Here is a 22,808-nt window from a genome sequence, read left to right on the forward strand (position 1 = left end):
GGTAATAAGCCATAGCATATATTGCTTCGAAACCAATGTGAACGCAGGGTGTTCACATCTAAAGTGAGATTAATATATCCAACTAACGCGCTATTTTTATTGGCCTCACTAGACGCTGACGATTCTTGCTCACCATTTGATAAAGTCGTGGACGATTGCTGACTGCTGTTTAACGTATCTAGCGCGCTATCATCACCGATATCGTCACTGGTAACGGGATAATTGAGGCTGACAGTATCTGCAAATAAGGCATTCTTCCAATCATCTCTGGATTGATTAACTTCATCAATAGGTTTGGGTGTTGAATAAAATAAAATACTTCTAATGCTGGGTTCACTTTCTAACAAGAATCTCACTTGCTCTGCCACGATATCAGCACCATCGGCTGTCGATGCGCTGGTGGTCAACATGGTAGCCAATTGCTGGATATGCTGACGCTTCTCTTTATAGTGGTATAACAAACCATAAACGATAGACATCAAGAAGCCTGCCAACACAGCCAAAATAATGGCTTGTACGACAGAACGCCAAATAAGCGTAGAGATGGTTTGAGAGGGACGGTTGTTCATATTACTTAACTGAGTTAAGAAAACTTTTGATTATAGTACAGGTATTTTGTAGGAGTAGTGAGGGAAATATCACATGTTAATAAAACTTAACAACGTATTAATATATCATGATGACCGATATAATCATCATGATATGGCACATTACAGAGAAGCATGAACAATAGAATAAAACAGTCTTTATTTACTACAACAATATAAAGACCGTCATCATTTTGCTAAATTAACGCTTTTTATCTTTATTGGTGAATTTCTGCTTATCTTTGGTAGTAAATTTCTGTGCCCGATTACGCTCGCGTTGGCGCAACTGTTGCGTCTTCGCTTTGGTTGGCGTATCGCTCTTGTTGGCATATGGGTTGTCATTTTGTTTAAGGACAACGTTGAGCGGCGTGCCTTCGAGCTTAAATACTTGACGGAATTGGTTTTCAAGATAACGCTGATAGCTCTTAGGTAGCGCGCTGGTTTGGTTACCATGAATGACAATCACGGGCGGATTGTGACCACCGATGTGAGCGAAGCGCAGTTTAATACGGCGACCAGCAACCGTTGGTGGTGGATTGGCTGTCACCGCGTCTTGCAGAATCTGAGTCAAACGATTGGTTGACACTTCAAACATCGAAGATTTATAAGCACGCAAGATAGACGGGTATAGATTACCCACACCCGTACCATGTAGCGCTGAGATTAGATGCACTTTTACATAAGGGATAAAGTTAAAGCGGCGATCCATCTCAATCTTGATATAATTTTTCTGATCAGCAGTCAGACCATCCCACTTATTAATCGCAACAACTAGAGCACGACCCGCATCAAGCGCATAGCCAATCATATGCAAGTCTTGATCAACGATACCTTCATGCGCATCAATAACAATAACGGTTACGTTAGAATCTTCGATTGCTTGTAGGGTTTTAATGACCGAGAATTTTTCTACTTTTTCATCAATTCTACCGCGGCGGCGCACACCAGCAGTATCGATTAAGACGTAGTCCTTACCTTCGCGTGTATAAGGAATATAAATACTGTCACGCGTGGTACCGGGCATATCAAAAACCACTACTCGGTCTTCACCCAATAGACGATTGACTAGCGTCGATTTACCAACGTTTGGACGACCTATGATCGCTAGCTTCAAACCTTTTGGCTCTACAACATTCTCTTGCTCAGGCATATCAGCCGTCAATATTTCAAGCAAATTACCGACACCGCGACCATGACTTGCTGCCATCGGATATGGCTCACCCAATCCTAATGCATAAAACTCGGCAGGTGCAGCGTCGTGAGCACCATCGACTTTATTGGCAACCACATAGACTGGTTTGCCAAGGGTGTGCAAAAACTTACCAATCTCAGCATCTGCGCCGATCATACCAGCACGAGCATCCACCACAAATACGATGATGTCTGCTTCATGAATCGCTGTATGCGATTGCTCAGACATATAATCATCAATGTTGCCGCTACCGTCATCCGCCTCACCAATACCACCAGTGTCTACAACGATAAAAGATTTGTCTTCATAGGTCGCATCACCGTACTGACGATCACGAGTCAGTCCTGACAAATCAGCAACCAATGCCTGCCGACTTTTTGTGAACTGATTAAATAAGGTAGATTTACCGACGTTTGGACGACCAATTAAGGCGACCACAGGCTTGATACTCATGGGTTACTCTCAGTGAAAGGCACAATGGCGGGCAGTACAGTTATTCTTATAACCAGTGATATAACAGTAGTCGTGAATAAGCTGCTCTTGACCGCAAATTAAAATGAATGATAAAACAATAGCAAAAATAATAGTCAGCTATTTTACAATTAGCAAGTGGTACATAGGATGACTAAATGATAAATAAATAATATATATGGATAACACCTACAGCGCATCGGTCGCATAGAGTACGCGAAAGCCTGTATTTAAACAAGCAATTTACACAAGGCACTAAACGCTGACGAAGCAGCGTTTGTGTTTTCTAAAATTGCAATCAACCCGTTGGCTTAACGATAATATCAAACATACTATCTAAGTAAGCATTAACCGATAAAAAGCTTAGCGGGCTAATTGCCAAATAGCAACTTGTCCTGATGTGCTCTGTGTCATCAAGCGGCTGCCTTGTACTTGCAAGCTACTCAAAGCACCCTTAGTTTGTACACGGCTAACGATTTTACCGCTAGCTGGATCAAATAAGTGTACCATGCCGTCAAAATCACCCACGGCAATATAATTGCCAATCATTACAGGATTGGTTAAATGACGATAAGCCAGCTCTTCACTTTCCCAAAGAACCTCACCATTACTGCGATTATAGGCAACCACTTTGCCCTCTAAGCTGGTACCAATCACTTGCTGGTTATTTACAGCAAGTGACTTTAAGCTGGCAAGCTCGTTGACAAACATGACTTGACGCGAAGCCAAATCAATACCTAATAACTGACCACTATAACTGATGGCAAATAGCTGGTTTTTATCGACGATCGGCGTACCATCGACATCACTCATGCGCTCAACTTCACTACTACCAGTGCCAACGCCAACACGTCTTGACCACTGCGGTAAACCACTATCAGTCGTCACCGCATGTAAACGACCATCAGCAGTCGCCAATAATACCGTTTTGCTATCTAATAACGTTGGCGCCGCACTACCGCGCACACTGATGGCTGGCACTTGTGTGGCAAACTGCCAGACTGACTGACCTGTCTGTAGTGACAAGCCATGTAAAAAGCCATCGTTCGCTGATAGAATGACACGGTTATTGGTAATTAAAGCGGGTGTAAATACTGATCCTGATAGCTGCTTCTGCCAGCGTTTTGCACCAGTTACACTATCAAATGCCATCACTTGACCACCGCGTGTGCTAATAATCGCTGCTTGGCTTAAAGCATCTAAAGCAACACCGCCCGTGATTTGATCGCCAACGTTGATCGACCATAAACGTTCGCCTGCACTGTTAAAGCCGGTCAAGTCCCCACCGCGCGATGCAGTGACGATTTGGCCATTGACATAACCTACTTGCAAGTCTAATGGATCTTTCTTACTGGCTTTTTTATTGCCAATATCCGTGCTAAAAACCGGTTGCAACACACTGATGGGCTCAGCAGTCTGTACCAGCTTGACTGGATCATTGACGACGGGTTTAATACCGCGATTACACCCAATCACTGCAGTGCTCATCACTGCCAATACTGCCACATGCATCACCGTCGATTTGACGGTTTTAACTTTGATATCTTGCTAGAGCGAATAGATTGAGTCATTATGAGTTCTCACTACAAATAAATTATTATTAATTAGTAAATTGGTTATCAGTAAATGTAAGATCGGCGATTAGTATTCATCAAGCACATTCAATGAGTGCTGATGGTCTATCCGATGCTGTTTTACTGCACCACTTAGCTTGTAGAACGGTTATAGATACGCGCTATTGACTAGCAATTATCAGGCATTAGGTAGAACGCAAACGCTATTATTGGTTAACAGCGCTTTTTACTGTACAATTATTGCGCAACCTCGGCAGCAGCATTTTCTTCCACTAAGGGCTGTGCAGCACTACTTGACTCTTGAATCAGACTGACTGGTTCGTCGATAGGCTCAGGTACGATGCCCAGACTCTCCATCTTTAATGCCAATACTGCACGCGTCTCTTGACGATTGCGTAACAACTCCCAAGCATTATTGTACGACTTGATCGCTGAGTCTTTATTATCTTGTGCCAAATAAATATCCCCTAACAACTCTTGTTGGCTGGCTTCAAATGAGCTTGGCATATCATTGTTGGCTTCTGCTAATGCAGCATCCGTATCGCCTGCCGCCAGTAACGTTGTCGCATAGCGCAAACGAGTAATTGCCTGTAAACCTGCATCACCTAAATCAATGGCCAATGCTTTTTTGAGGGTTTCACTTGCCTCGGTAAATTCATTATTATCTACTTGCTGACGCGCTTTAATCATCAGTGCCTGCCAAGCGTAAACCGACTCACCATGCTTGCTAACTAGCGCATCAATATCTTTATTTAGCTGGGTGCGACTTTGTGCAAGTGCTGCTTGTGCTTCTGCTTCCAAATCAGGGTTTTGTAAGGCCAAACTGACTTCTTCATACAACCGCTGAATGTCTGCATAATGATCTGCTGCAACGGTGTCTACGCGCGCATGGTTGTCCTGCCAATATGTCCAACCAAAATAAGCGGCCAGTGCCAACAAAATCGCAGTGACAATATACCTGCCATACTGCTTTAACGCTTGCATTGAATTGTCTGCATTCGGCGAATTGGGTGTCAGAGCCATATGTGTTTACCTGATAAAAGTGTTATTAAATTGCTAATGCTAAAACCGCAATCGATTACTGACGGATAAAATTTTCTTTGCTCGACAGCCAATCTGTCGCAACCGTCTGTTGTTCGCCCGTCTGCATGTCTTTAACGCTGAGGGTATTATCATCCAGCTCTTGCTGCGCAATAATAACGGTCAATGCAGCACCTGACTTATCGGCTTTCTTCATTTGCGCTTTTAGGCTCGTCGCACTCGCCATTTTCACCCGAATATCTGGGCGACTATAGCGTAGGCGTTGGGCATAGCCAATACCAGCACTATAAACTTCTGGATGCGCAACAACGAAAACATCGCAAGCGGGAACATCAGCAATTGGCGCAACTGCTTCCATTAACAGTAATAAACGCTCAAGCCCCATGGCAAATCCAACAGCAGGCTCAGATTTTACTGGCTTATTGCCATCAGTACCGATGGATTTTAGTTGCCCGATCAAACCATCATAACGACCGCCTGCACAAACGGTCGCTTGGCTACCAAGCTTGTCAGTCACCCACTCAAAAACCGTTTTGTTGTAATAATCAAGACCGCGTACTAGGTGTGGATTGATCTCAAAATTAATACCCAGCTCTGTTAAATAGGCTTGTACTTGTTCAAAGTGTGCCACGCTCTCTTCACCTAAAAAGTCAGCAAGCTTAGGCGCATCTACCAATAGAGCTTGGGTGCTTGCTTCTTTGCTGTCTAAAATACGTAGCGGATTGGTGGTCAGGCGGCGCTTGCTGTCTTCATCCAGCTGATCTTTTTTATCGGTTAAATAAGCAACCAATGCTTCGCGATAAGCATGACGCTCATCAATTTCGCCCAGACTGTTTAGCTCTAAACGCATCTCATCTTTTAGACCCAACTCCTGCCACATTAGATGGGTCATGGCGATCAGCTCAGCGTCAGCATCTGGTAAGGCACTACCAAAGCTTTCAACACCTATTTGATGAAATTGACGATAACGACCTTTTTGTGGACGCTCATAGCGAAACATTGGACCGATATACCATAACTTAGGCGTATCACCGCGCAGCAAGTTGTGCTCAATCACAGCACGTACTGCACCTGCCGTACCTTCAGGGCGTAGAGCCAACGGCGTTGGTGGCTCAGACTTATCGGTAAAGCTATACATCTCTTTTTCGACAATATCAGTCGCGCCACCAATGGCACGCGCAAACAAATCGGTTTGCTCAACGATTGGCAAACGAATATGCTCAAAGCCGTATCTGCCCAGCACTTCAGCCAATATCGCTTCTAAATGCAGCCATTTTGCGGACTGATCAGGCAAAATATCATTAAACCCTTTGATAGCTTTAATCATGGTACGGTCATATCCTTAAAAATTTTAACAAGTGTCTCTTTTATTTTTTGCTCATAATAGTGTTTTATTTTACGCGGATAATCTCATTCTCGCGTTTTTTAGCCAAATCTTCGGCATGTGCGCGTACCATGCCTTCTATTTCATCGACCAAATTATCGGTATCGATAAGATGGCTTTTTTCACCCATACGATATACCAAGGATCTTGGTGCAGCACCAACAATGCCAATATCGGCCTCTTTGGCTTCACCAGGACCATTTACTTTACAGCCGATCACAGACAGGTTCATTGGTTCACGAATGTCTTCTAAACGCGACTCTAAAGCCGTCATAACTCGAATCACATCAAACTCTTGGCGCGAGCAGCTTGGGCACGCAATAAAGTTGACACCATTAGAACGTATATTGAGCGATTTTAGAATATCAAAGCCGATTTTAATTTCTTCTTCAGGCTCTGCCGCCAGTGAGATACGAATGGTATCACCAATGCCATCTAATAATAACCCGCCAAGTGCAATCGCGGATTTAACCGCGCCCGTACGATAAACGCCTGCCTCGGTGACGCCTAAATGCAGTGGATTATCAATTTGGGCAGAAATCAGGCGATACGCATCCAAGGTCAAAAACACATTGCTGGCTTTAACCGATACTTTATATTGATCAAAATTTAGACGCTCTAATATATCGATATGGCGTATGGCTGATTCAAGCATCGCCTCGCCAGTTGGCTCGGTATATTTGCGCTGAATGTCTTTTTCGAGCGAGCCTGCATTGACACCGATACGAATAGGGATGTTGTAATATTTGGCACAGGCGACCACTTCACGTACTTTGGCGTCGCTACCGATGTTACCTGGATTAATACGCAGACAGTCAGCCCCTGCTTCGGCAACTGCTAACGCAATTTTGTGGTCGAAATGCACATCTGCAATCAAAGGCACACTGACCAGCTTACGAATTTCGCCAAAAGCTTTGACCGTATCCATCGTTGGCGTCGACACCCGCATCAAATCCGCACCAGCTTCAACGCAGCGTTCGATTTGGGCGACAGTTGCTGCCACATCGCAAGTATCTGTATTGGTCATACTCTGCACACTAATCGGCGCATCACCACCAATCGCGACATCACCGACATATATTTTTTTGGTAAGGCGACGGTTAATAGGCGCTGACGTTGACATAGACAAACCCTTCAGTTAAAGCGAAAAAACGCAGAAAAAACACACTTATAATAGCTTGCAGATAGCAACTTTTAAAAATAAATCTTGTACAGCAGTCGATAAGACTAGCATTCACAATTAGCCGCTTAAAAAGTTAAGGCGCTAACTCAAAATTGGCTTGCTTATCCGTTGCATAAGTATTTAGCGCAACCGCTTCTTGGTTAAGCATTATGCTGACATTATCAACATTATCAATTTGTACATTAAACGGCGGCGTACCTGACAGTTTATAATCCCCAGATGTCTGTGAGCCACTCATTAGGCTGCTACCAGAGGCATCAGTAATACTAACGACGGCGGTATCCGTCAGTTTGACATCTAAAGACGCTGGACTTGCATCGCCGCCCAAGTTTAGAGCAGAGCCAGAGGCACCAACGCCCATCTCATCAGTATTGATTGCCGCACCTTGCGCTTGCTCTATCGCTGAGACGTCTTCGACCGTCGATATTGGCTGCTCGGTATTCTCTTTACTTGCATTACTCACCATGCGAAATAAGAAAATCGCTAAAATAATGACACCAATAACGGCGATGATCAGTAGTGGGTTAAAACGAATACGATTGTGCGTATCACGTTGCAACGTGCCCATTGGACGCAGTGGCGTATCCGTGTTATTCACTGACTTTGCTTTCAGCTCCGTAGGATAAGCGGCATCAAAGCTGGTCGCTATTTTTACAGGATCCAAACCCAAAAACTTAGCATAATTGATGGCAAACCCACGGGCAAAAGCAGCTTGCGGCATCTCCGAAAAATTTTCATTTTCCAGCGCTTGTAAATGACGCTTTAAAATAAATAACTCAGCAGCCACCTCGTCTAAGCTGATTTGCTTATTTTTACGGGCTTGCTGCAACACGGCACCAAATGATCCCTGAGCGTTAGATTGAGTGTTTAATGATGGGGTGGTCATTTCCATGGTGCCTCTGGATTGTTAAGCCAAGTCTTAAGTTGTTTTGCTTCATCACTTAAAGGATAAGCAGATAAAAGCTGCTGTGCCAATTGCTGGCGCGTCGTTATGTTATTTTGTGCAGCGGCCAATTTGATACCTTGTAATAGCAAGCGCGGGCTAATGCCCTGCCCTTGCACCAGTATCAAGGTTTCATCATAAAGCCTTTGAGCCTGTGGAACACGTTGCTGCTCAAGCAATAAATCAACCAACTCGATATGGGCAATAATACTATTACGATTGCCATCAAGTGCCCGTAAAAATGCTTTAGCAGCCGCACTGCGATCCCCTAGCTGTAAGTAAGTGCGCCCTAGATTCTCTAGCGCACCAATACGACCTTCGTAACCTAATGCTGAACCCGCAATCTCAAACTGCTCTGCCGCCTCACGATAGCGCTTCATTTGTGACAAATAAACGCCATAGTTATTGTGGGCTTGCTCAAAATCTTTATCAAGCGTGATCGCTTTTTTAAAATATTGATCGGCTTTTTCGAGATTGAGTCGACTGCCCTCTTGCTGCAGCAAAACGCCCATCATATCATAGGCTGGCGCGTAACGGCTATCGGCAGCAAAGGCTTTTTCGAGTTGGCGCTGAGCGGTATCAAGCTCATTTTTGCGGATATATTGCGCGGCAAGTGAAGTGCGCACGCGAGCAATTTCTTGTTGATCTAAGTTACGATTGTCATTGGGTCGCGTAGACGTTTGATAAGCCGCGATGTTTGTCAAATCATTGGTCGGCGTGCTTTGACAACCAGTGAGCAGCAGCCCTACCAATGCCGTCACTAATACCGTACGCTTCGACATCGCTATTGGGTCAATAGCCACTTGTCCATTCGCTGTACTCAATCGCTTATAAGTTTGAGAAAATATTTTTTGATAATTGAACTGACAAGAATTTCTAGAAGTCATCATAGCCGCCATCATAAAACTGTGATTCAATGCGTTCGATCCTCGAGGCATCAGTTTAATAGATTTAGCCCGCATAAGTACAATTTAGTTGTCATTAATTGCTGTGCACATCCAAACTAATCGTTATTGCTACATTTTTATTACCATTGCGACAGATAAAAGACAAATACGATGCTACATCGAAAATGTCTATTCACCATCTATATGACCATCATACTAAACACTTTCACGATCCTTGATGCTTTGCTGCCACGCGGCTGAACGACGGGTTCTGTCAGCCACTTGCCCAACCAATTGACCACATGCCGCATCAATATCATCACCGCGTGTTTGACGTATGGTACAAACAAAACCTGCTTCACTTAATATATTGCTAAAGGCATGAATACGATTATTACTCGACTTATCATAATTTGCATGAGGGAACGGGTTAAATGGTATCAAGTTAATCTTACTCGGTAAATCGCCCAATAATGCGACCAATTGCTCAGCATGCTCATTACTATCATTGACACCATCTAGCATCACATATTCAATAGTCACGTGTTTTTTGTGGCGCGGATTGACTTCAAAAACGTAATTTCTCGCTGCCGCCATGAGCTGCTCTAATGGATATTTTTTATTAATTGGTACTAGCTCATTACGCAACTCATCATTTGGCGCGTGTAATGAAATCGCTAAAGCCACGTCAAGCTCCTGTGCCAACTCGTACATTTTTGGAACGACGCCTGAAGTCGACAAAGTAACGCGGCGTTTTGATAAACCATAAGCATGGTCACTGAGCATCAATTCCATCGAGCTGACAACGGGACGATAGTTTAATAACGGCTCGCCCATACCCATCATGACGACGTTGGTGACGTTGTTTTCCCATAAACTATGGTCAACATTTTCTAAACTATCATTTTCATCGGTCATATAAGAGGCATTTGCCACCCATAATTGTCCAAGAATCTCAGCCGCCGTCAAATCGCGCTCAAAGCCCTGCTTACCCGTACTACAAAAGCTACAGTCGAGCGCACAGCCCACTTGCGAAGAGACACACAAGGTTTTACGACCGTTTAATTTACTGTCATCTGCGGGAATCAGTACGGTCTCGACCAACGAGCCACCCGTGACTTCAAATACCCATTTACGCGTGCCGTCATCACTGTATTGACGATGAATCACTTTCGGCGGAATGACGCAGGCATTGGCTGATAATTTATCACGCAAAGATTTACTTAGATTGGTCATTTGCTCAAAATCAGTGACACCCTGCTGATATATCCACTTGATGACTTGCGTCGAGCGAAACGGCTTTTCGCCAATACTCTTAAAGTATTCCGCCAGCTGCGCTTGTGTCATACCTAGTAGATTGGTTTTCGCCTGCGCCTCGTCTACTAATTTTATACTCTTAGTAGTCTTAGCAGGGACTTGTTGGACGTCAGTTTGAATAGGAGTTTGAGCAGTTGACATAATAAATAACCTTTTTGTATCTACTGGTATGAGCGATACAATTGTTGAGATGGGTGTTGCAGACGTACTCAATATATGAGTGCATGAGCAATCCGTTATGAGCGCATTTTTTACCAAAAGCTAAAAGTAATATGCTGATAAAGGATTGATAACGCTATATAAAACCAATAATGAGGGAGAAAAGTTAAAATTTCAACACTAAAATTTCAACACATAGTCAGACTATTATAATAGCTAAAACGGCTTATACCAAAAGATATAAGCCGTCTTGCCACACTAATAATTTATAGTCAATTTTATAAGCTATTAGTGCATAGTGAATCAAATATAGAGCTGGTACAAGGAAGACAAGCGCCAATTGTACATTGAGTACATTAAGCGAGTCTGACACCGTAACAGACTATATTTGGTTTACTATATTAACGCGTACGTGCACACACTTCTTCTTCATTGAAGAAGTAGCTGATTTCACGTGCTGCTGATTCAGCTGAATCTGAACCATGAACCGCGTTTTCATCGATGCTGCTAGCGAAGTCAGCACGAATAGTGCCTTCAGCGGCGTCTTTCGGGTTAGTAGCGCCCATGATATCACGATGCTTAGCGATCGCATTTTCGCCTTCTAATACAGATACCAATACTGGACCTGAAGTCATAAATGACACTAGATCGTTGTAGAATGGACGCTCAGCGTGCTCAGCGTAAAAACCGCCCGCTTTTTTATCATCAAGTTGCATCATTTTAGCGGCAACAATTTTTAGACCTGATTTTTCAAAACGATCGTAGATAGCGCCGATGTTGTTGCCAGCTACTGCGTCAGGTTTGATGATAGATAAAGTACGTTCGTTAGCCATGAAAAGCTCCTAATAAATAATGAATTCGATAAAAATGAGATGGTAAATACTTTGTTTTATCTTTGGCCGCAATGTTGACTTAGGCATATTTAAATAACTCATGGTCTATCAATGCGATAATATGAGCGCCAACACAGGATTGCTGCCTATTATAATGATTAGCGCTATAAATGATAGGGTTAATTTATGACCGCACCTTGCATAAAAGTAAATTTATGACCGCAGCTTATCTTAAGACAAAGTGAGCATTCATCAATAGCAGATTCTTACCCTACGTATCTCATCACTAACTATCTTTGTCATTAATGAGCATAAAACCAACTTGGCGAAAACTCTATGTAAGTGTTACCAAAAAAATCCCTCAGCATATAATGCTAAGGGATTTTGTTAATACGCAGCTATGAAGGTCACTGCTTTCAAGCAATACTAAAAAACAACTACTCGCCTAAGCGGCTGTCGCGGCAACTGCCAGCGCTACATTCACGCACACGATCATTTAAGAAGTTCACTCGCTCAGTTGTCACCCGAGTCGCACAGCCCATATTGACAAAAAATCCTTCATCATTATTATAACTACATTGGTCATTACGCTCGCGTATCCACGCCAATTGTCCACGTTTGAGTTTGGATTTTTGCTGGCTATTTAACTGCTTAGCCAATTTTGCATAAGAATTATTCAGCTCTTTATCCGCTTCTAAATATACTTTCGTTAAGCAATATAAATCATCAAAATCATTGTTGGGTTTGTCACAGTTTTGCGCGCCCCATGACAGCATAGGAAACATAAAAGCCGCAGACGTTAGCAGCGCTAAAGCTGTTTTGCCTATAGAGTGCTTGATAATAGTCGCTTTCATCACGTTTTCCTTTTTATATATTGATAAAGTTACATTCATTTATGACATAATATACCAATTAAACCAGAATAATGTTAGCAATTCTCTCTTTTATACTATTTTTTCTTATCTCAATTTATTCAATTGCCAGATATCTTGATTTTTTATCGTTAGAGATTAATAGTGATTAACACTTTTTATCACTTGGCGTTAATAATAGTTAGCATAATAAAAAATGATGAGAATTTACTTATAAGACATTACTCACAAGGTAATACTCATAAAAAAATCCCAATGCTCAGCACTGGGATTTTTTTATGAACGCTTAAACTAATTAAATTTTACGATAAGAAACTAAGCATCATACGGGTCACGCAATACGATTGTCTCTTCGCGATCAGGACCGGTTGAGATAATATCAACTGGGCAACCAATCAACGCTTCGATACGTTTGATATATTTTTTCGCATTTTCTGGAAGTTCATCATAGTTAGTGATACCAACGGTTGACTCACTCCACCCTTGCATCGTCTCATACTTAGGCGTGACTGACTCATAGAATTCAGCATCGTGTGCACCTGCACATTCAGTCTCAGGCAAGTTATAACCCACACCGATTAGTAACTCTTCAAGACCATCTAATACGTCAAGCTTAGTTAAGCAGATACCTGACATAGAGTTCAGCACCACGGCACGGCGTAATGCTTCCGCATCGAACCAACCACAGCGACGCGCACGACCAGTGGTCGCACCAAATTCATGACCGACTTTAGCCAAATGCGCACCAACATCATCAAATAGCTCAGTTGGGAATGGACCACTACCGACACGGGTAGTATAAGCTTTAGTGATACCAAGTACGTAATCTAAGTACAATGGACCGATACCTGTACCAGTAGACACGCCGCCAGCGGTTACGCTTGAGCTAGTCACAAACGGATATGTACCATGATCGATATCAAGTAATGTACCTTGCGCGCCTTCAAACATCAGGTTCTTACCAGCCAAACGCAATTGATTAAGGTCTTCGGTCACATCAGTAACCATGCCTTTAATCTCTTCTTTCCACTCTTGGCAAAGCTTAAGTGTCTCATCAAAATCAATCGCTTCAACTTTATAATACTGAGTCAATTGGAAGTTATGATATTCGATTAAGTTGCGGAGTTTTTCTTCTAAATCATCACGGAACAAGTCAGCAAGCTTGATAGCACGGCGGGCTACTTTGTCTTCGTAAGCAGGTCCAATTCCGCGACCTGTCGTACCGATTTTACCAGTACCGCGTTTTGCTTCACGTGCTTGGTCAAGTGCCACATGATACGGCATGATAAGTGGGCAGTTTGGAGAGATACGCAGACGCTCACGTACTGGTACGTTGTTGTCTTCTAGCTCTTTCATCTCTTTCAATAATGCGTCAGGTGCTAACACCACGCCGTTACCGATGAAGCAGATAACGCCTTCACGTAAAATACCTGATGGGATTAAATGTAGGATGGTGGTTTTGCCATCGACAACTAACGTGTGACCAGCGTTATGTCCGCCTTGAAAACGTGCAACTGCTGAAGCTTTTTCGGTTAGTAAATCGACGATTTTACCTTTACCTTCATCGCCCCATTGGCTACCCAAAACTACGACATTCTTACCCATGATCAATCCTTACCTTTATGTATTGAGGTGTGTGCAATAACGGTTTAAAACCTGTGATAACTTTCGTTATCTTGATTTTAAAGACGTTAAAAAATGGTAATAATACTAATATTAATATTAAAAACTAATGCTTAAATACTCTGTAACTGCCAATGATTATCTATAAAGCTCAAACGATGCGTCATACCAACTGGGCAATCCTCTGCATTCAATGGCATGGTGACACGATAGCCTTGCTCACGTAAACTCTCAACCTGCTGTAGCAGTATCTGTCTCTGTTCTTGGTTCGCACTGCTCAATGCTTCATAGTCGACCAATACGATAATGGGCGCCTCAAGCTGCGTGTGTGCAAGCAAACGACTGACATCCATACTAAAACCAGTGGCTTCACGTGGCTGATTGATTGCTAACTGGTTGCCGCTTTGCATACCATCGAAACGACCGCCACGTACCAGAGGTTGCGTCTCACTATTGATATAGCCGTTGAACACAATACCCGTGTGATAATGATAGCCTGATAATTCCGTCACATCGATACTCACAGGGCATTGCCACTGGTCTTGTAAATGTGTTTTTAAGCGTTGTAATTCATTGATAGCAGTTGCGACTTGCGTGTCCTGCTGTGCAGTCTCTGACAATCTCGCCAATAGATTGGTAATATCATGACCAAAACGTGCCAATGCATAAAAATCATCACCCATTGACAATAACTGGCAGACACGCTTTAGCTCTGGTAGATTTTTATTGGCATATAAATGCATGAGTTGCTCAGTGTCATTATCAGACAACGCTGCCAACTCAGCCAAGCGTTTGAATATCGCCACATGACCCAAGTCTATATGCAGCGTCGCACTCATATTTAGCTTATTTATCATGCCAAACAACACATCTATCAGCTCAATATCTGCGGCAAGTGAAGCACAGCCAAATATTTCAGCGCCGAGCTGCAAAGGCGTACGTGAGCCAAACAGCCCTGATGGCAAGGTATGAATCACATCACCTGCATAGCAATAACGCGCAATACCTGTGCCGCCCCAATGCGCATCAATACGCAAAATCTGCGGGGTAATATCCGCACGCAGACCCATCAAGCGACCTGTTAGCTGATCGATAATCTTGAAGGTTTGGCGCTTTAAATCTTCTGAGGCGCCACTCAACAATGACTCAGTAAATTCAATCATTGGTGGATTGACCAACTGATAACCATGACCAATAAGCTGCTGAGTCAGCTGATACCTAAGCACTTCTTGCTTACGCGCATCTTCGAACAGCACATCCACCACCCCATCAGGCAGCAACCAGCTATTGGCAACGTCGCTGGCAAAGTTGTTTAAATATGGCATGCTAGTAGAGGTAGCAGTGTTTTCAGCAGGCTGAGCCGCCGCTTCATTAGTCGTATTTAACTGGGCAAGTTTTGCAGAATCAGAACTGACAGACACAATAAATCCTTGTTTGGCGTATCGCTTACCAAAAACGCGGTACTGATGCGGTACTTAAAGGTTATATTTACAATTGCATTGACGCCATGCATTTTTATTTTTAACGCGCAACATCATTGACCCAATTATTTATAAACAAACTAGGTAGCCGCAAAAGGGTGAGTAATAAGTATAATTTAGAATGATAAGACGAGTATCTTTATGCGCTAATAAACGGCGTTAAATAATCAAGGCACTCTATGCTTTAGTTTAGCATAGCAGCCAAGGTTCGCCTAGTGACAATTAGCCACAATTACTATCTAATTACGTCTTATCAGCACTTAATCTATGAAGGTTATCTGTAGACTATATAAGTAATCGTTGACTCAAAAATGGTTACCATCATTTTATATCATAAAGAAAATAATGAGCAAAGTGAGAACAACGCCTTCGATACCGACTCATGGTACACTAAGCCATATTTTTATCTCGGAAGCCTTATGTCATCTGATTACCACCCAAACCCTGCCAACAATCAAGCCAATGTCTTAGGTACGGCACTTGCCAGCTGCTGCTTTGACCCTATTACCGGTTATTACCGCAACGGCTTTTGTCATACTGGCAACCATGACGTTGGTCAACACACCGTATGCGCCAAGATGACCAGCGAGTTTTTGAACTTTTCTGCCAGTCGCGGCAATGATTTGATTACGCCGCTACCTGAGTATGGATTTTCTGGTCTTAAGCCTGGTGATTATTGGTGCATTTGCGCGTTACGCTGGGTCGAAGCTTTGGACTTTGATATTGCCCCGCAAATCAAACTAGAAGCTTGCCACGAAAGCTTACTGAGCTTGGTCGATATTGATACTTTGAAAAGTTACGCCCTTTAATAACGATCATTATTAACAACAATCATTATAAGTTCTGATTGTGACACGTTTTTTACTTTATAAAGGGAGGGTGTATGGAAAACAATAACGACCAGTTGATCAAAAAAACCGCGCGTATTGCACCTGACTCTAATATCAATCGTATTTACGCCGATATGAATGATGAACATCTCTATCTAGACAATGACGACAGCTATATCTATGGCGATGCTGATACCACCACTGAGGACACCATCGAGACCATGACGGTCTACGATCCTGACTCTGAACGCTATGAGGATATTGACTCTTCCAGTGCCGATGAAGTCGTCAATTGCTATGCTTATTCACGTAAGACCGGTGAAAATCTCGATAAATTAGCGCTAAACGATGTTAGTCGTGCCTTAAATAATAATGGTCAGTTTATTTGGCTTGGTCTCTATGATCCAAGCCTAGAAACCATGGTCAAAGTCAAAGAAGCCTTTGGGCTACATGAGTTGGCGATTGAGGATGCTTTCGCCGATCACCAGCGTGCCAAAGTCGAGAACTACGACAATGACATGGTGTTTGTGGTATTGCGTACCGCTAAGCTTGAGGACAATGTCATTCGCTATGGCACCACCGCGATATTTATGGGCAAAAACTACCTGATTACCATCCGTAATGGTCCATCAAATTCCTACGCACCTGTCCGTGAGCATTGTCATCGTCGCCCTGAAAAGCTGCGTATGGGGCCGATATTTGTACTGCATGCTATTCTCGATTTTATCGTGGATAATTATATGCCGATTACCGATCGTTTAGGTCGCTATTTGCGTGAGCAAGAACGTTACGTGTTTACCTATGAGTTTGATAAAGGTACATTAAAAAACCTTTATGAGCTCAAATCGCAACTCGTACACATGCGGGCGATTATTTTACCAGTACAAGATATCTGTAGTTTTTTTATCAATCATAAAAAAAGCGAGATGGTCTCTGGGTTTTCTCAGGCCGCTAAGCCCTACTTCCGCGACGTCAATGACCATTTGCTACACTCATTAGACGCCATTAATGGTCTAAACGAGATGCTGAGTGTGGTCATGAATACCTATATGGCCATGGTTAATATGGGACAGAACGAGGTGGTTCGTAAGCTTGCTGCTTGGGCAGGTATTTTAGCTGTACCGACGGCCATTGCAGGTATCTATGGGATGAACTTTGATTTCATGCCCGAGCTGCATTGGCAATATTCCTACTTTGTCATCATGCTCATCATTGGATCATTATGTGGCTATTTATATTACAATTTTAAAAGGCTTAAATGGTTATAACCAAAATTTATAGTTGATGTTTCATTGATAGTCAGCGTTCAGCTTTTAAAAACAGCATCCTTCATGGTGCTGTTTTTCCACTTTATTATTGATAATAATTCTTATTTGTAATACTATTCACATTTATTATTGCTAAACTCTTGCCAGCATTTCTATTATTCCAATGCCATCATGTACGATTGACTCAGTCAATATCACAAATCCTACAACCGTCGGTTTCATATGGGACGGTTTTGTTATTTTATGGCTGGCATACTGACATATTGTCAATTTGCATCTATCGAGGTTTTTATGCGTTTATCCCGTCTTACTCAAGCTGTCGCGGTCGTTACCGCAGCCTTGATTCTTACTGCTTGTGGCAGTGATTCCGACACAGCCACTGCTATCATAGATGGGACACCGCCACTACTAACCACTGATAGCAACTTTACTGATGGCTATAGCGCGGTTGCCGCGGTATTTGTCTCAGGACAAGTACAAGATAGCAGCGGCGTTAAATCATTGACCTATATGCATAATAACGAATCAGCTCAAGCGCTAACGCTAGATACTGATGGTTATTTTGATGATCGTATTTTATTAACGATAGGTAGCAATACCATTGTCTTAGAAGCCACAGACAATGCTGGTAATATCATGCGCTCAACCAAGACCATCTACGTAGGCGATACCATAGCGGCAGGTGGTTCGCATACCGCTGCCCTGCGTGATGGTCAGCTATATGGTTGGGGTCGCAACAACTATGGTCAGACAGGACTCGGTCTGACCACAAAAATCAGCGATATTATGGGACATCCAGACACGCCGATGCTGATGAACAGCGCACCAAAAGACCTGATATCTATTGGCTTTAATCAAAATCATTCACTCGCTATTGCTCAAAATGGTCAAGTTTATAGTTGGGGCGAAGACAAATACGGGCAGCTGGGTCGCGGTGATGGGGGTCGAAATGACTGTAGTAAGACTGCTGACTGTCGTTTGGATATCAGCGCGATCGAAGGTATCGAAAATGCCGTCATGGTCGCACCCGGCTATAGCCATAACTTGGTATTGACCGAAGAGGGTACGGTTTGGGCCTTTGGTGCCAATGGGTACGGTCAACTTGGTAATAATACCAGCACCGATAGCAGCACCCCTGTCAAAGTTGACTTTACAGCAGCCACAGAGGCAGGACATATCGTGCAGGTGGTTGTCAGTGGCAATAGCTCTTATGCCTTAGATGATAAAGGTCAGGTTTGGGGTTGGGGCAGCGATGCTTACGCCAACCTTGGCACAGGCAAAGTCTGTAACACTACAACCAACTGTATCAACGTCAATGCAACCCCTGTACGTATTCATGTCATTAATGAAACGATTAATAACGCCATTAATGCTAAGACAGATGACGCCACTCAAAAAGCTGACGACCAACCCGCTATAGATGTAGAAAAAGTGACCCAATTGACGGCTGGCAAAGACCATATCTTAGCATTGACCAGTAAAGACGCAGTGTATGGCTGGGGGTTAAATGCCACTAGTCAATTGGGCTACAATGGTGAGACATTTAATGGCAGCGAAAAGGCATGGGCAGATGTCATTACCTCACCGACCAAACTACCTTGGTTTACAGATAAAGAAGTTCGCCGCGTCTATGCCAATGGCAATGCCAGCTATGCGTTACTGGACAATGTCGCCACTAATAATGGCTCATCAACAACGGATGGTATTCTCTATGCATGGGGCATGTTTGGGGAGACAAATGGCGCAGGCAAGACCATTTACAACGACCTAGATGAACCAACCAATAAGCTGCCGAATCTCAAGAATATCGATAATATGGCCATGGGTGCCATGCATCTAATTGCTCATGAAAAATCGTTTGACCAAGATAATAATACGCTGAAAGCTGGTCATTTATTTACGTGGGGCTGGAGCTTTGAAGGCTCACTCGGCAACAAAGACACCACTCATATTTGGATGTACAACAACCCTATCCCAGTTGCTTTACCTAGTCAGCTATAAGTGCTTTAAGCATGACGAAGTAAACAGTGCATAGTTGGTTGAATTTCCTATCATAAAATTCTCAAACAAGCAGCCTCGTTTATGCTGCTTGTTTGAGTCAATACGCCTAACTATTGCGCGGTAGCTTATCGCACAATCCTCAGGATATCCTCAATTAAATCGTCAGCCCTCTAAATAGGCTGACGATGAAGATACACCCTAGCCCCTTATATTCTAGCCATTTCAGGTCAGCCCATGTTTTTACGATCAAACTCGTCAACCATATCAAATTCTTCACTGTATACATTACCTCCCATCATACGTAACACACTACTCAGTGTAAGTATCGCGCTGCTGCTCACTGCTTGTGGTGGCTCAGATGATTCAAATAATTCCAGTAATGATGGCGATACTAACGTACCCAACCCACCCACTACTCCTGACACTCCAGAAATCGATACCAACTGGCAGCCAGCAGGTGGCAGTGCTACGATTGCCGCCAGTGGATCACAGCCTTTTTTGCAAATCATGCCCAATCTACCGAGCAGCGCTTTAGGCGGGGTATCACCTGGACGTGAGTTATTTATCACAGAGTGGACACCAGCAAATGAGGGTCGCGTACTGTTCGATGGTGTGGGGCCACTGTTAAATGCCAATGCCTGTACCCAATGCCATAGCGCTGAAGGTCGCAAACCCATTTATGCAGCCAATGGTCAGCTGAGTGATGCGATTTTATTCCGGTTGGGTAATAAGCAAGGCCTGCCACATGCTTATTACGGTGAACAAATGCAGCATCAAAGTATTGCCACAAGTATCAATCCCGAAGGGAGCATGCGCTACGCAGCGATGCCCAGTCAAAATGATAAACCTGCTGGCATACAGTTTAGCTTTACTCCAACTGACCCTAATCAACCCTTAGGAAATACAGCGATTAGCGGACGTATCTCACCGCAATTGGTCGGCATGGGCTTGCTCGACCTGATTCCTGAAGCGAATATCATTGCGGCAGCTGACCCTGATGATAACAATCAAGACGGTATCAGTGGCCGCGTACATTGGTTACAAGATGGCAAACAGCAGCGCATTGGCCGCTTTGGATGGAAGGCGATTAACTCAAGCCTGCGCACCCAAAACGCCAATGCCATGTCGCAAGATATGGGTTTGACGACCTCGGTATTTATGGATCCTAACTGTACAATAAATCAGCCTATTTGTTGGACAGCAGCGAATGGCGGCTCTCCAGAAGTCTCAGACAGCAGTCTAGACGCCGTGACCGATTTTATGACCGCCCTTGCCGTACCTGAAAGGCGAATAGACGATTTATCAGATTTTAATAAAGGAGCGCAACTGTTTGCACAAGTCGGCTGTGCTGGCTGTCACACACCCAAGCAAAAAACAGGCAATAGTGATCGCTTCCCGCTCCTATCACAGCAAAACATTTATCCTTATACTGATTTATTACTGCATGACATGGGTGCTGGACTAGATGATAGCGTGAAAGAGAAAAATGCAGAAAGCTTTGAGTGGCGTACGCCGCCATTGTGGGGAATTGGCATTGTGGCACGTGATCCAGAAGCGCGGTTTTTGCATGATGGTCGTGCCAGCAGCTTGACTGAAGCGATACTCTGGCATGGTGGTGAAGCAGAAAGTACAAAGACGCGCTTTACACAGTTATCCGCCACGCAAAAACAAACATTAATGACCTTCTTAAAGGGAATTTAACGCTCAAACAATAAAATGTGAGATTTAAGAAGGCAAAAAAGGGCTACCAGTGGTGAACTGAACCCCAAATGTTGGACGGTTTAGTTTATAACAAGGACTGAGTTCTGTATTGCACAGGACTCAGTCCTTTTAATTTAAGTTGAATACGCTCATGATTATAATAATGCATATACTCATGAATCTGTTTCTCTAACTGCTCAATAGTTTTCGGTTTCTCAATATAAATCGTCTCGCACTTCAGCGTACCGAAGAACCCCTCTATCAGTGCATTATCCAAACAGTTGCCTTTTCTGCTCATACTTTGCTTAATTCCGTGCTGTTTAAGCGTCGTGCTAAACGGTTTCATTTGATAATGCCACCCTTGATCTGAATGCAGCATTAATCTTTTACCACGGCACGCCTTTGTCTTATCTAAAGCACTAGCTAGCATCTTACCAACTAAGTCATAAGTGGGTCTCTTTGAGAGCGTATAGCTGATGATCTCATTGTTATAACAATCGAGTATGGGTGATAAATACAGCTTATGATCACCCACCTTAAACTCAGTAATATCGGTGAGCCAGCGTGTGTTCGGTTTATCTGCAGTAAACTGGCGCTTTAAATAGTTCTTTGCAATCTTACCTTGTTGTCCTTTATAAGAGCGGTACTTCTGACGTCTTATCTTGGCGCTAAGCTTCATGTTACGCATCAGCTTAGCGATGAGCTTGTGGTTGTAATGACTACCTAACTGCTTTAGAGCCTCAGTGATTCTGCGATAGCCATACCTGCCTTTGTGCTGATGATACAGCTTAGCAATACGCTGTTTTAATTCAGTGTATTTGTCATCACGCTCAAGTCTTGCTCTATGATAGTAAAAGACACTTTTGGGCATACCAGCGGCTTTAAGTAAGTCAGATAAACAGCAGCGCTCTCTTAGTCCTTCGATGAGCCTTGCTTTTTCAAAGCTTGTTTCTTCTTCTGTTTGAGCAAGGCATCTAGCTTTTTTAGGTAGGCGTTCTCCGCACGTAGATACTCATTCTCACGCTTAAGCTCTGCTAAGCTCTTTTCATCATCTGGCTTGTCTGTGATAAATGGTTTGCTCATGGCGGTTCTACCTTTATGTTTAGATACGAGTCCAGACATACCCTGTAGTCGATAAGCTTTGTGCCAATGACTAATGAGCGCCGGTGAGCTGATGTTAAACTTCAGTGCCACCTCAGATTGACTTAAATCTTCTTTAAGCATGGTGGTTAGTACGTTAAGTTTAAACTCACTGCTGTATTTGGCCTTACTTGTCTTTGGCTTAATGGCATTTATGCCACCGCTTTGGTATTGCTTAACCCATTTGAGTACAAACTCTGGATTGACGTTAAACTTCTTAGCGGTGGCGTGACTACTATGGCCTTGCCGATAGTATGCGATGACTTGCATCTTAAAGTCTAGATCGTAACGCATAAAAATACCCCATAAGTTGTGTCCAAC

At 43.3% G+C, this 22,808-nt stretch carries 18 protein-coding genes and 1 pseudogene; 4 read left to right on the forward strand and 15 right to left on the reverse strand.

Annotated elements, in window-relative coordinates; all coding sequences use genetic code 11:
• The 13 genes and pseudogenes from JMV76_RS12425 to JMV76_RS12485 all read right to left on the reverse strand — a co-directional run.
• Positions 1-569: pseudogene (locus JMV76_RS12425) on the reverse strand (sensor histidine kinase); the annotation flags it as partial.
• Positions 570-789: 220 nt separating this feature from the next.
• Entirely contained in the window at positions 790-2,232 is a 1,443-nt protein-coding gene (gene der, locus JMV76_RS12430) for a ribosome biogenesis GTPase Der (RefSeq protein ID WP_055124475.1), read from the reverse strand.
• 381 nt (positions 2,233-2,613) lie between these two features.
• Complete coding sequence (bamB, locus tag JMV76_RS12435) at positions 2,614-3,762, reverse strand: outer membrane protein assembly factor BamB (protein WP_201502978.1); 1,149 nt, start codon at positions 3,760-3,762, stop codon at positions 2,614-2,616.
• A 299-nt stretch (positions 3,763-4,061) separates the two neighbouring features.
• Positions 4,062-4,847, reverse strand: a complete 786-nt coding sequence (locus tag JMV76_RS12440; RefSeq protein WP_201502911.1) for a YfgM family protein — start codon at positions 4,845-4,847, stop codon at positions 4,062-4,064.
• A gap of 55 nt (positions 4,848-4,902) precedes the next feature.
• Positions 4,903-6,192, reverse strand: coding sequence for a histidine--tRNA ligase (gene hisS, locus JMV76_RS12445; protein ID WP_201502912.1), 1,290 nt, complete (start codon positions 6,190-6,192; stop codon positions 4,903-4,905).
• 64 nt (positions 6,193-6,256) lie between these two features.
• Positions 6,257-7,372 (reverse strand): flavodoxin-dependent (E)-4-hydroxy-3-methylbut-2-enyl-diphosphate synthase, encoded by a 1,116-nt coding sequence (ispG, locus tag JMV76_RS12450; RefSeq protein ID WP_201502913.1) that lies wholly within the window; start codon positions 7,370-7,372, stop codon positions 6,257-6,259.
• A 133-nt stretch (positions 7,373-7,505) separates the two neighbouring features.
• On the reverse strand, positions 7,506-8,318 hold the full coding sequence (locus tag JMV76_RS12455; protein WP_201502914.1) for a helix-turn-helix domain-containing protein: 813 nt from the start codon (positions 8,316-8,318) through the stop codon (positions 7,506-7,508).
• Positions 8,315-9,265: a type IV pilus biogenesis/stability protein PilW gene (gene pilW, locus JMV76_RS12460; protein WP_227690381.1), complete on the reverse strand. Its 951-nt coding sequence runs from the start codon at positions 9,263-9,265 to the stop codon at positions 8,315-8,317. Before pilW ends, JMV76_RS12455 begins: the two co-directional genes overlap by 4 nt.
• A gap of 213 nt (positions 9,266-9,478) precedes the next feature.
• Positions 9,479-10,720, reverse strand: coding sequence for a 23S rRNA (adenine(2503)-C(2))-methyltransferase RlmN (rlmN, locus tag JMV76_RS12465; protein WP_201502915.1), 1,242 nt, complete (start codon positions 10,718-10,720; stop codon positions 9,479-9,481).
• A gap of 419 nt (positions 10,721-11,139) precedes the next feature.
• A complete protein-coding gene (ndk, locus tag JMV76_RS12470; RefSeq protein WP_055124481.1) occupies positions 11,140-11,571 on the reverse strand; it encodes a nucleoside-diphosphate kinase in 432 nt (143 codons plus the stop codon).
• A gap of 437 nt (positions 11,572-12,008) precedes the next feature.
• Positions 12,009-12,425, reverse strand: a complete 417-nt coding sequence (locus tag JMV76_RS12475) for a lysozyme inhibitor LprI family protein (protein WP_060490620.1) — start codon at positions 12,423-12,425, stop codon at positions 12,009-12,011.
• A 333-nt stretch (positions 12,426-12,758) separates the two neighbouring features.
• Positions 12,759-14,048, reverse strand: a complete 1,290-nt coding sequence (locus JMV76_RS12480) for an adenylosuccinate synthase (RefSeq protein ID WP_201502916.1) — start codon at positions 14,046-14,048, stop codon at positions 12,759-12,761.
• A 131-nt stretch (positions 14,049-14,179) separates the two neighbouring features.
• Positions 14,180-15,487, reverse strand: coding sequence for an ATP phosphoribosyltransferase regulatory subunit (locus JMV76_RS12485; RefSeq protein WP_201502917.1), 1,308 nt, complete (start codon positions 15,485-15,487; stop codon positions 14,180-14,182).
• 479 nt (positions 15,488-15,966) lie between these two features.
• Here JMV76_RS12485 and JMV76_RS12490 point away from each other — a divergent pair, with 479 nt between their 5' ends.
• From JMV76_RS12490 to JMV76_RS12505, 4 genes are all read left to right on the forward strand, one after another.
• On the forward strand, positions 15,967-16,356 hold the full coding sequence (locus JMV76_RS12490) for a DUF2237 family protein (protein ID WP_045451983.1): 390 nt from the start codon (positions 15,967-15,969) through the stop codon (positions 16,354-16,356).
• Between the two features lie 74 nt (positions 16,357-16,430).
• The gene (gene corA, locus JMV76_RS12495; protein ID WP_201502918.1) at positions 16,431-17,645 is read left to right on the forward strand and encodes a magnesium/cobalt transporter CorA; all 1,215 of its coding nucleotides are present in this window, start codon (positions 16,431-16,433) and stop codon (positions 17,643-17,645) included.
• A gap of 291 nt (positions 17,646-17,936) precedes the next feature.
• Positions 17,937-19,646 carry an RCC1 domain-containing protein gene (locus JMV76_RS12500; RefSeq protein WP_201502919.1) on the forward strand — a complete coding sequence of 570 codons (1,710 nt, stop codon included), beginning with the start codon at positions 17,937-17,939 and terminating at the stop codon, positions 19,644-19,646.
• Positions 19,647-19,880: 234 nt separating this feature from the next.
• Complete coding sequence (locus JMV76_RS12505; protein ID WP_201502920.1) at positions 19,881-21,347, forward strand: di-heme oxidoredictase family protein; 1,467 nt, start codon at positions 19,881-19,883, stop codon at positions 21,345-21,347.
• 85 nt (positions 21,348-21,432) lie between these two features.
• Here the strand turns inward: JMV76_RS12505 and JMV76_RS12510 are convergent, their stop codons facing one another.
• The gene (locus tag JMV76_RS12510; RefSeq protein WP_201502079.1) at positions 21,433-22,272 is read right to left on the reverse strand and encodes an IS3 family transposase; all 840 of its coding nucleotides are present in this window, start codon (positions 22,270-22,272) and stop codon (positions 21,433-21,435) included.
• Positions 22,260-22,781 carry a helix-turn-helix domain-containing protein gene (locus tag JMV76_RS12515; RefSeq protein ID WP_201502004.1) on the reverse strand — a complete coding sequence of 174 codons (522 nt, stop codon included), beginning with the start codon at positions 22,779-22,781 and terminating at the stop codon, positions 22,260-22,262. The genes JMV76_RS12510 and JMV76_RS12515 overlap by 13 nt, the downstream gene beginning before the upstream one ends.
• Positions 22,782-22,808 lie beyond the last annotated feature (27 nt).

This window comes from Psychrobacter cibarius (assembly GCF_904845955.1).
Classification (GTDB): Bacteria; Pseudomonadota; Gammaproteobacteria; order Pseudomonadales; family Moraxellaceae; genus Psychrobacter; species Psychrobacter cibarius_B.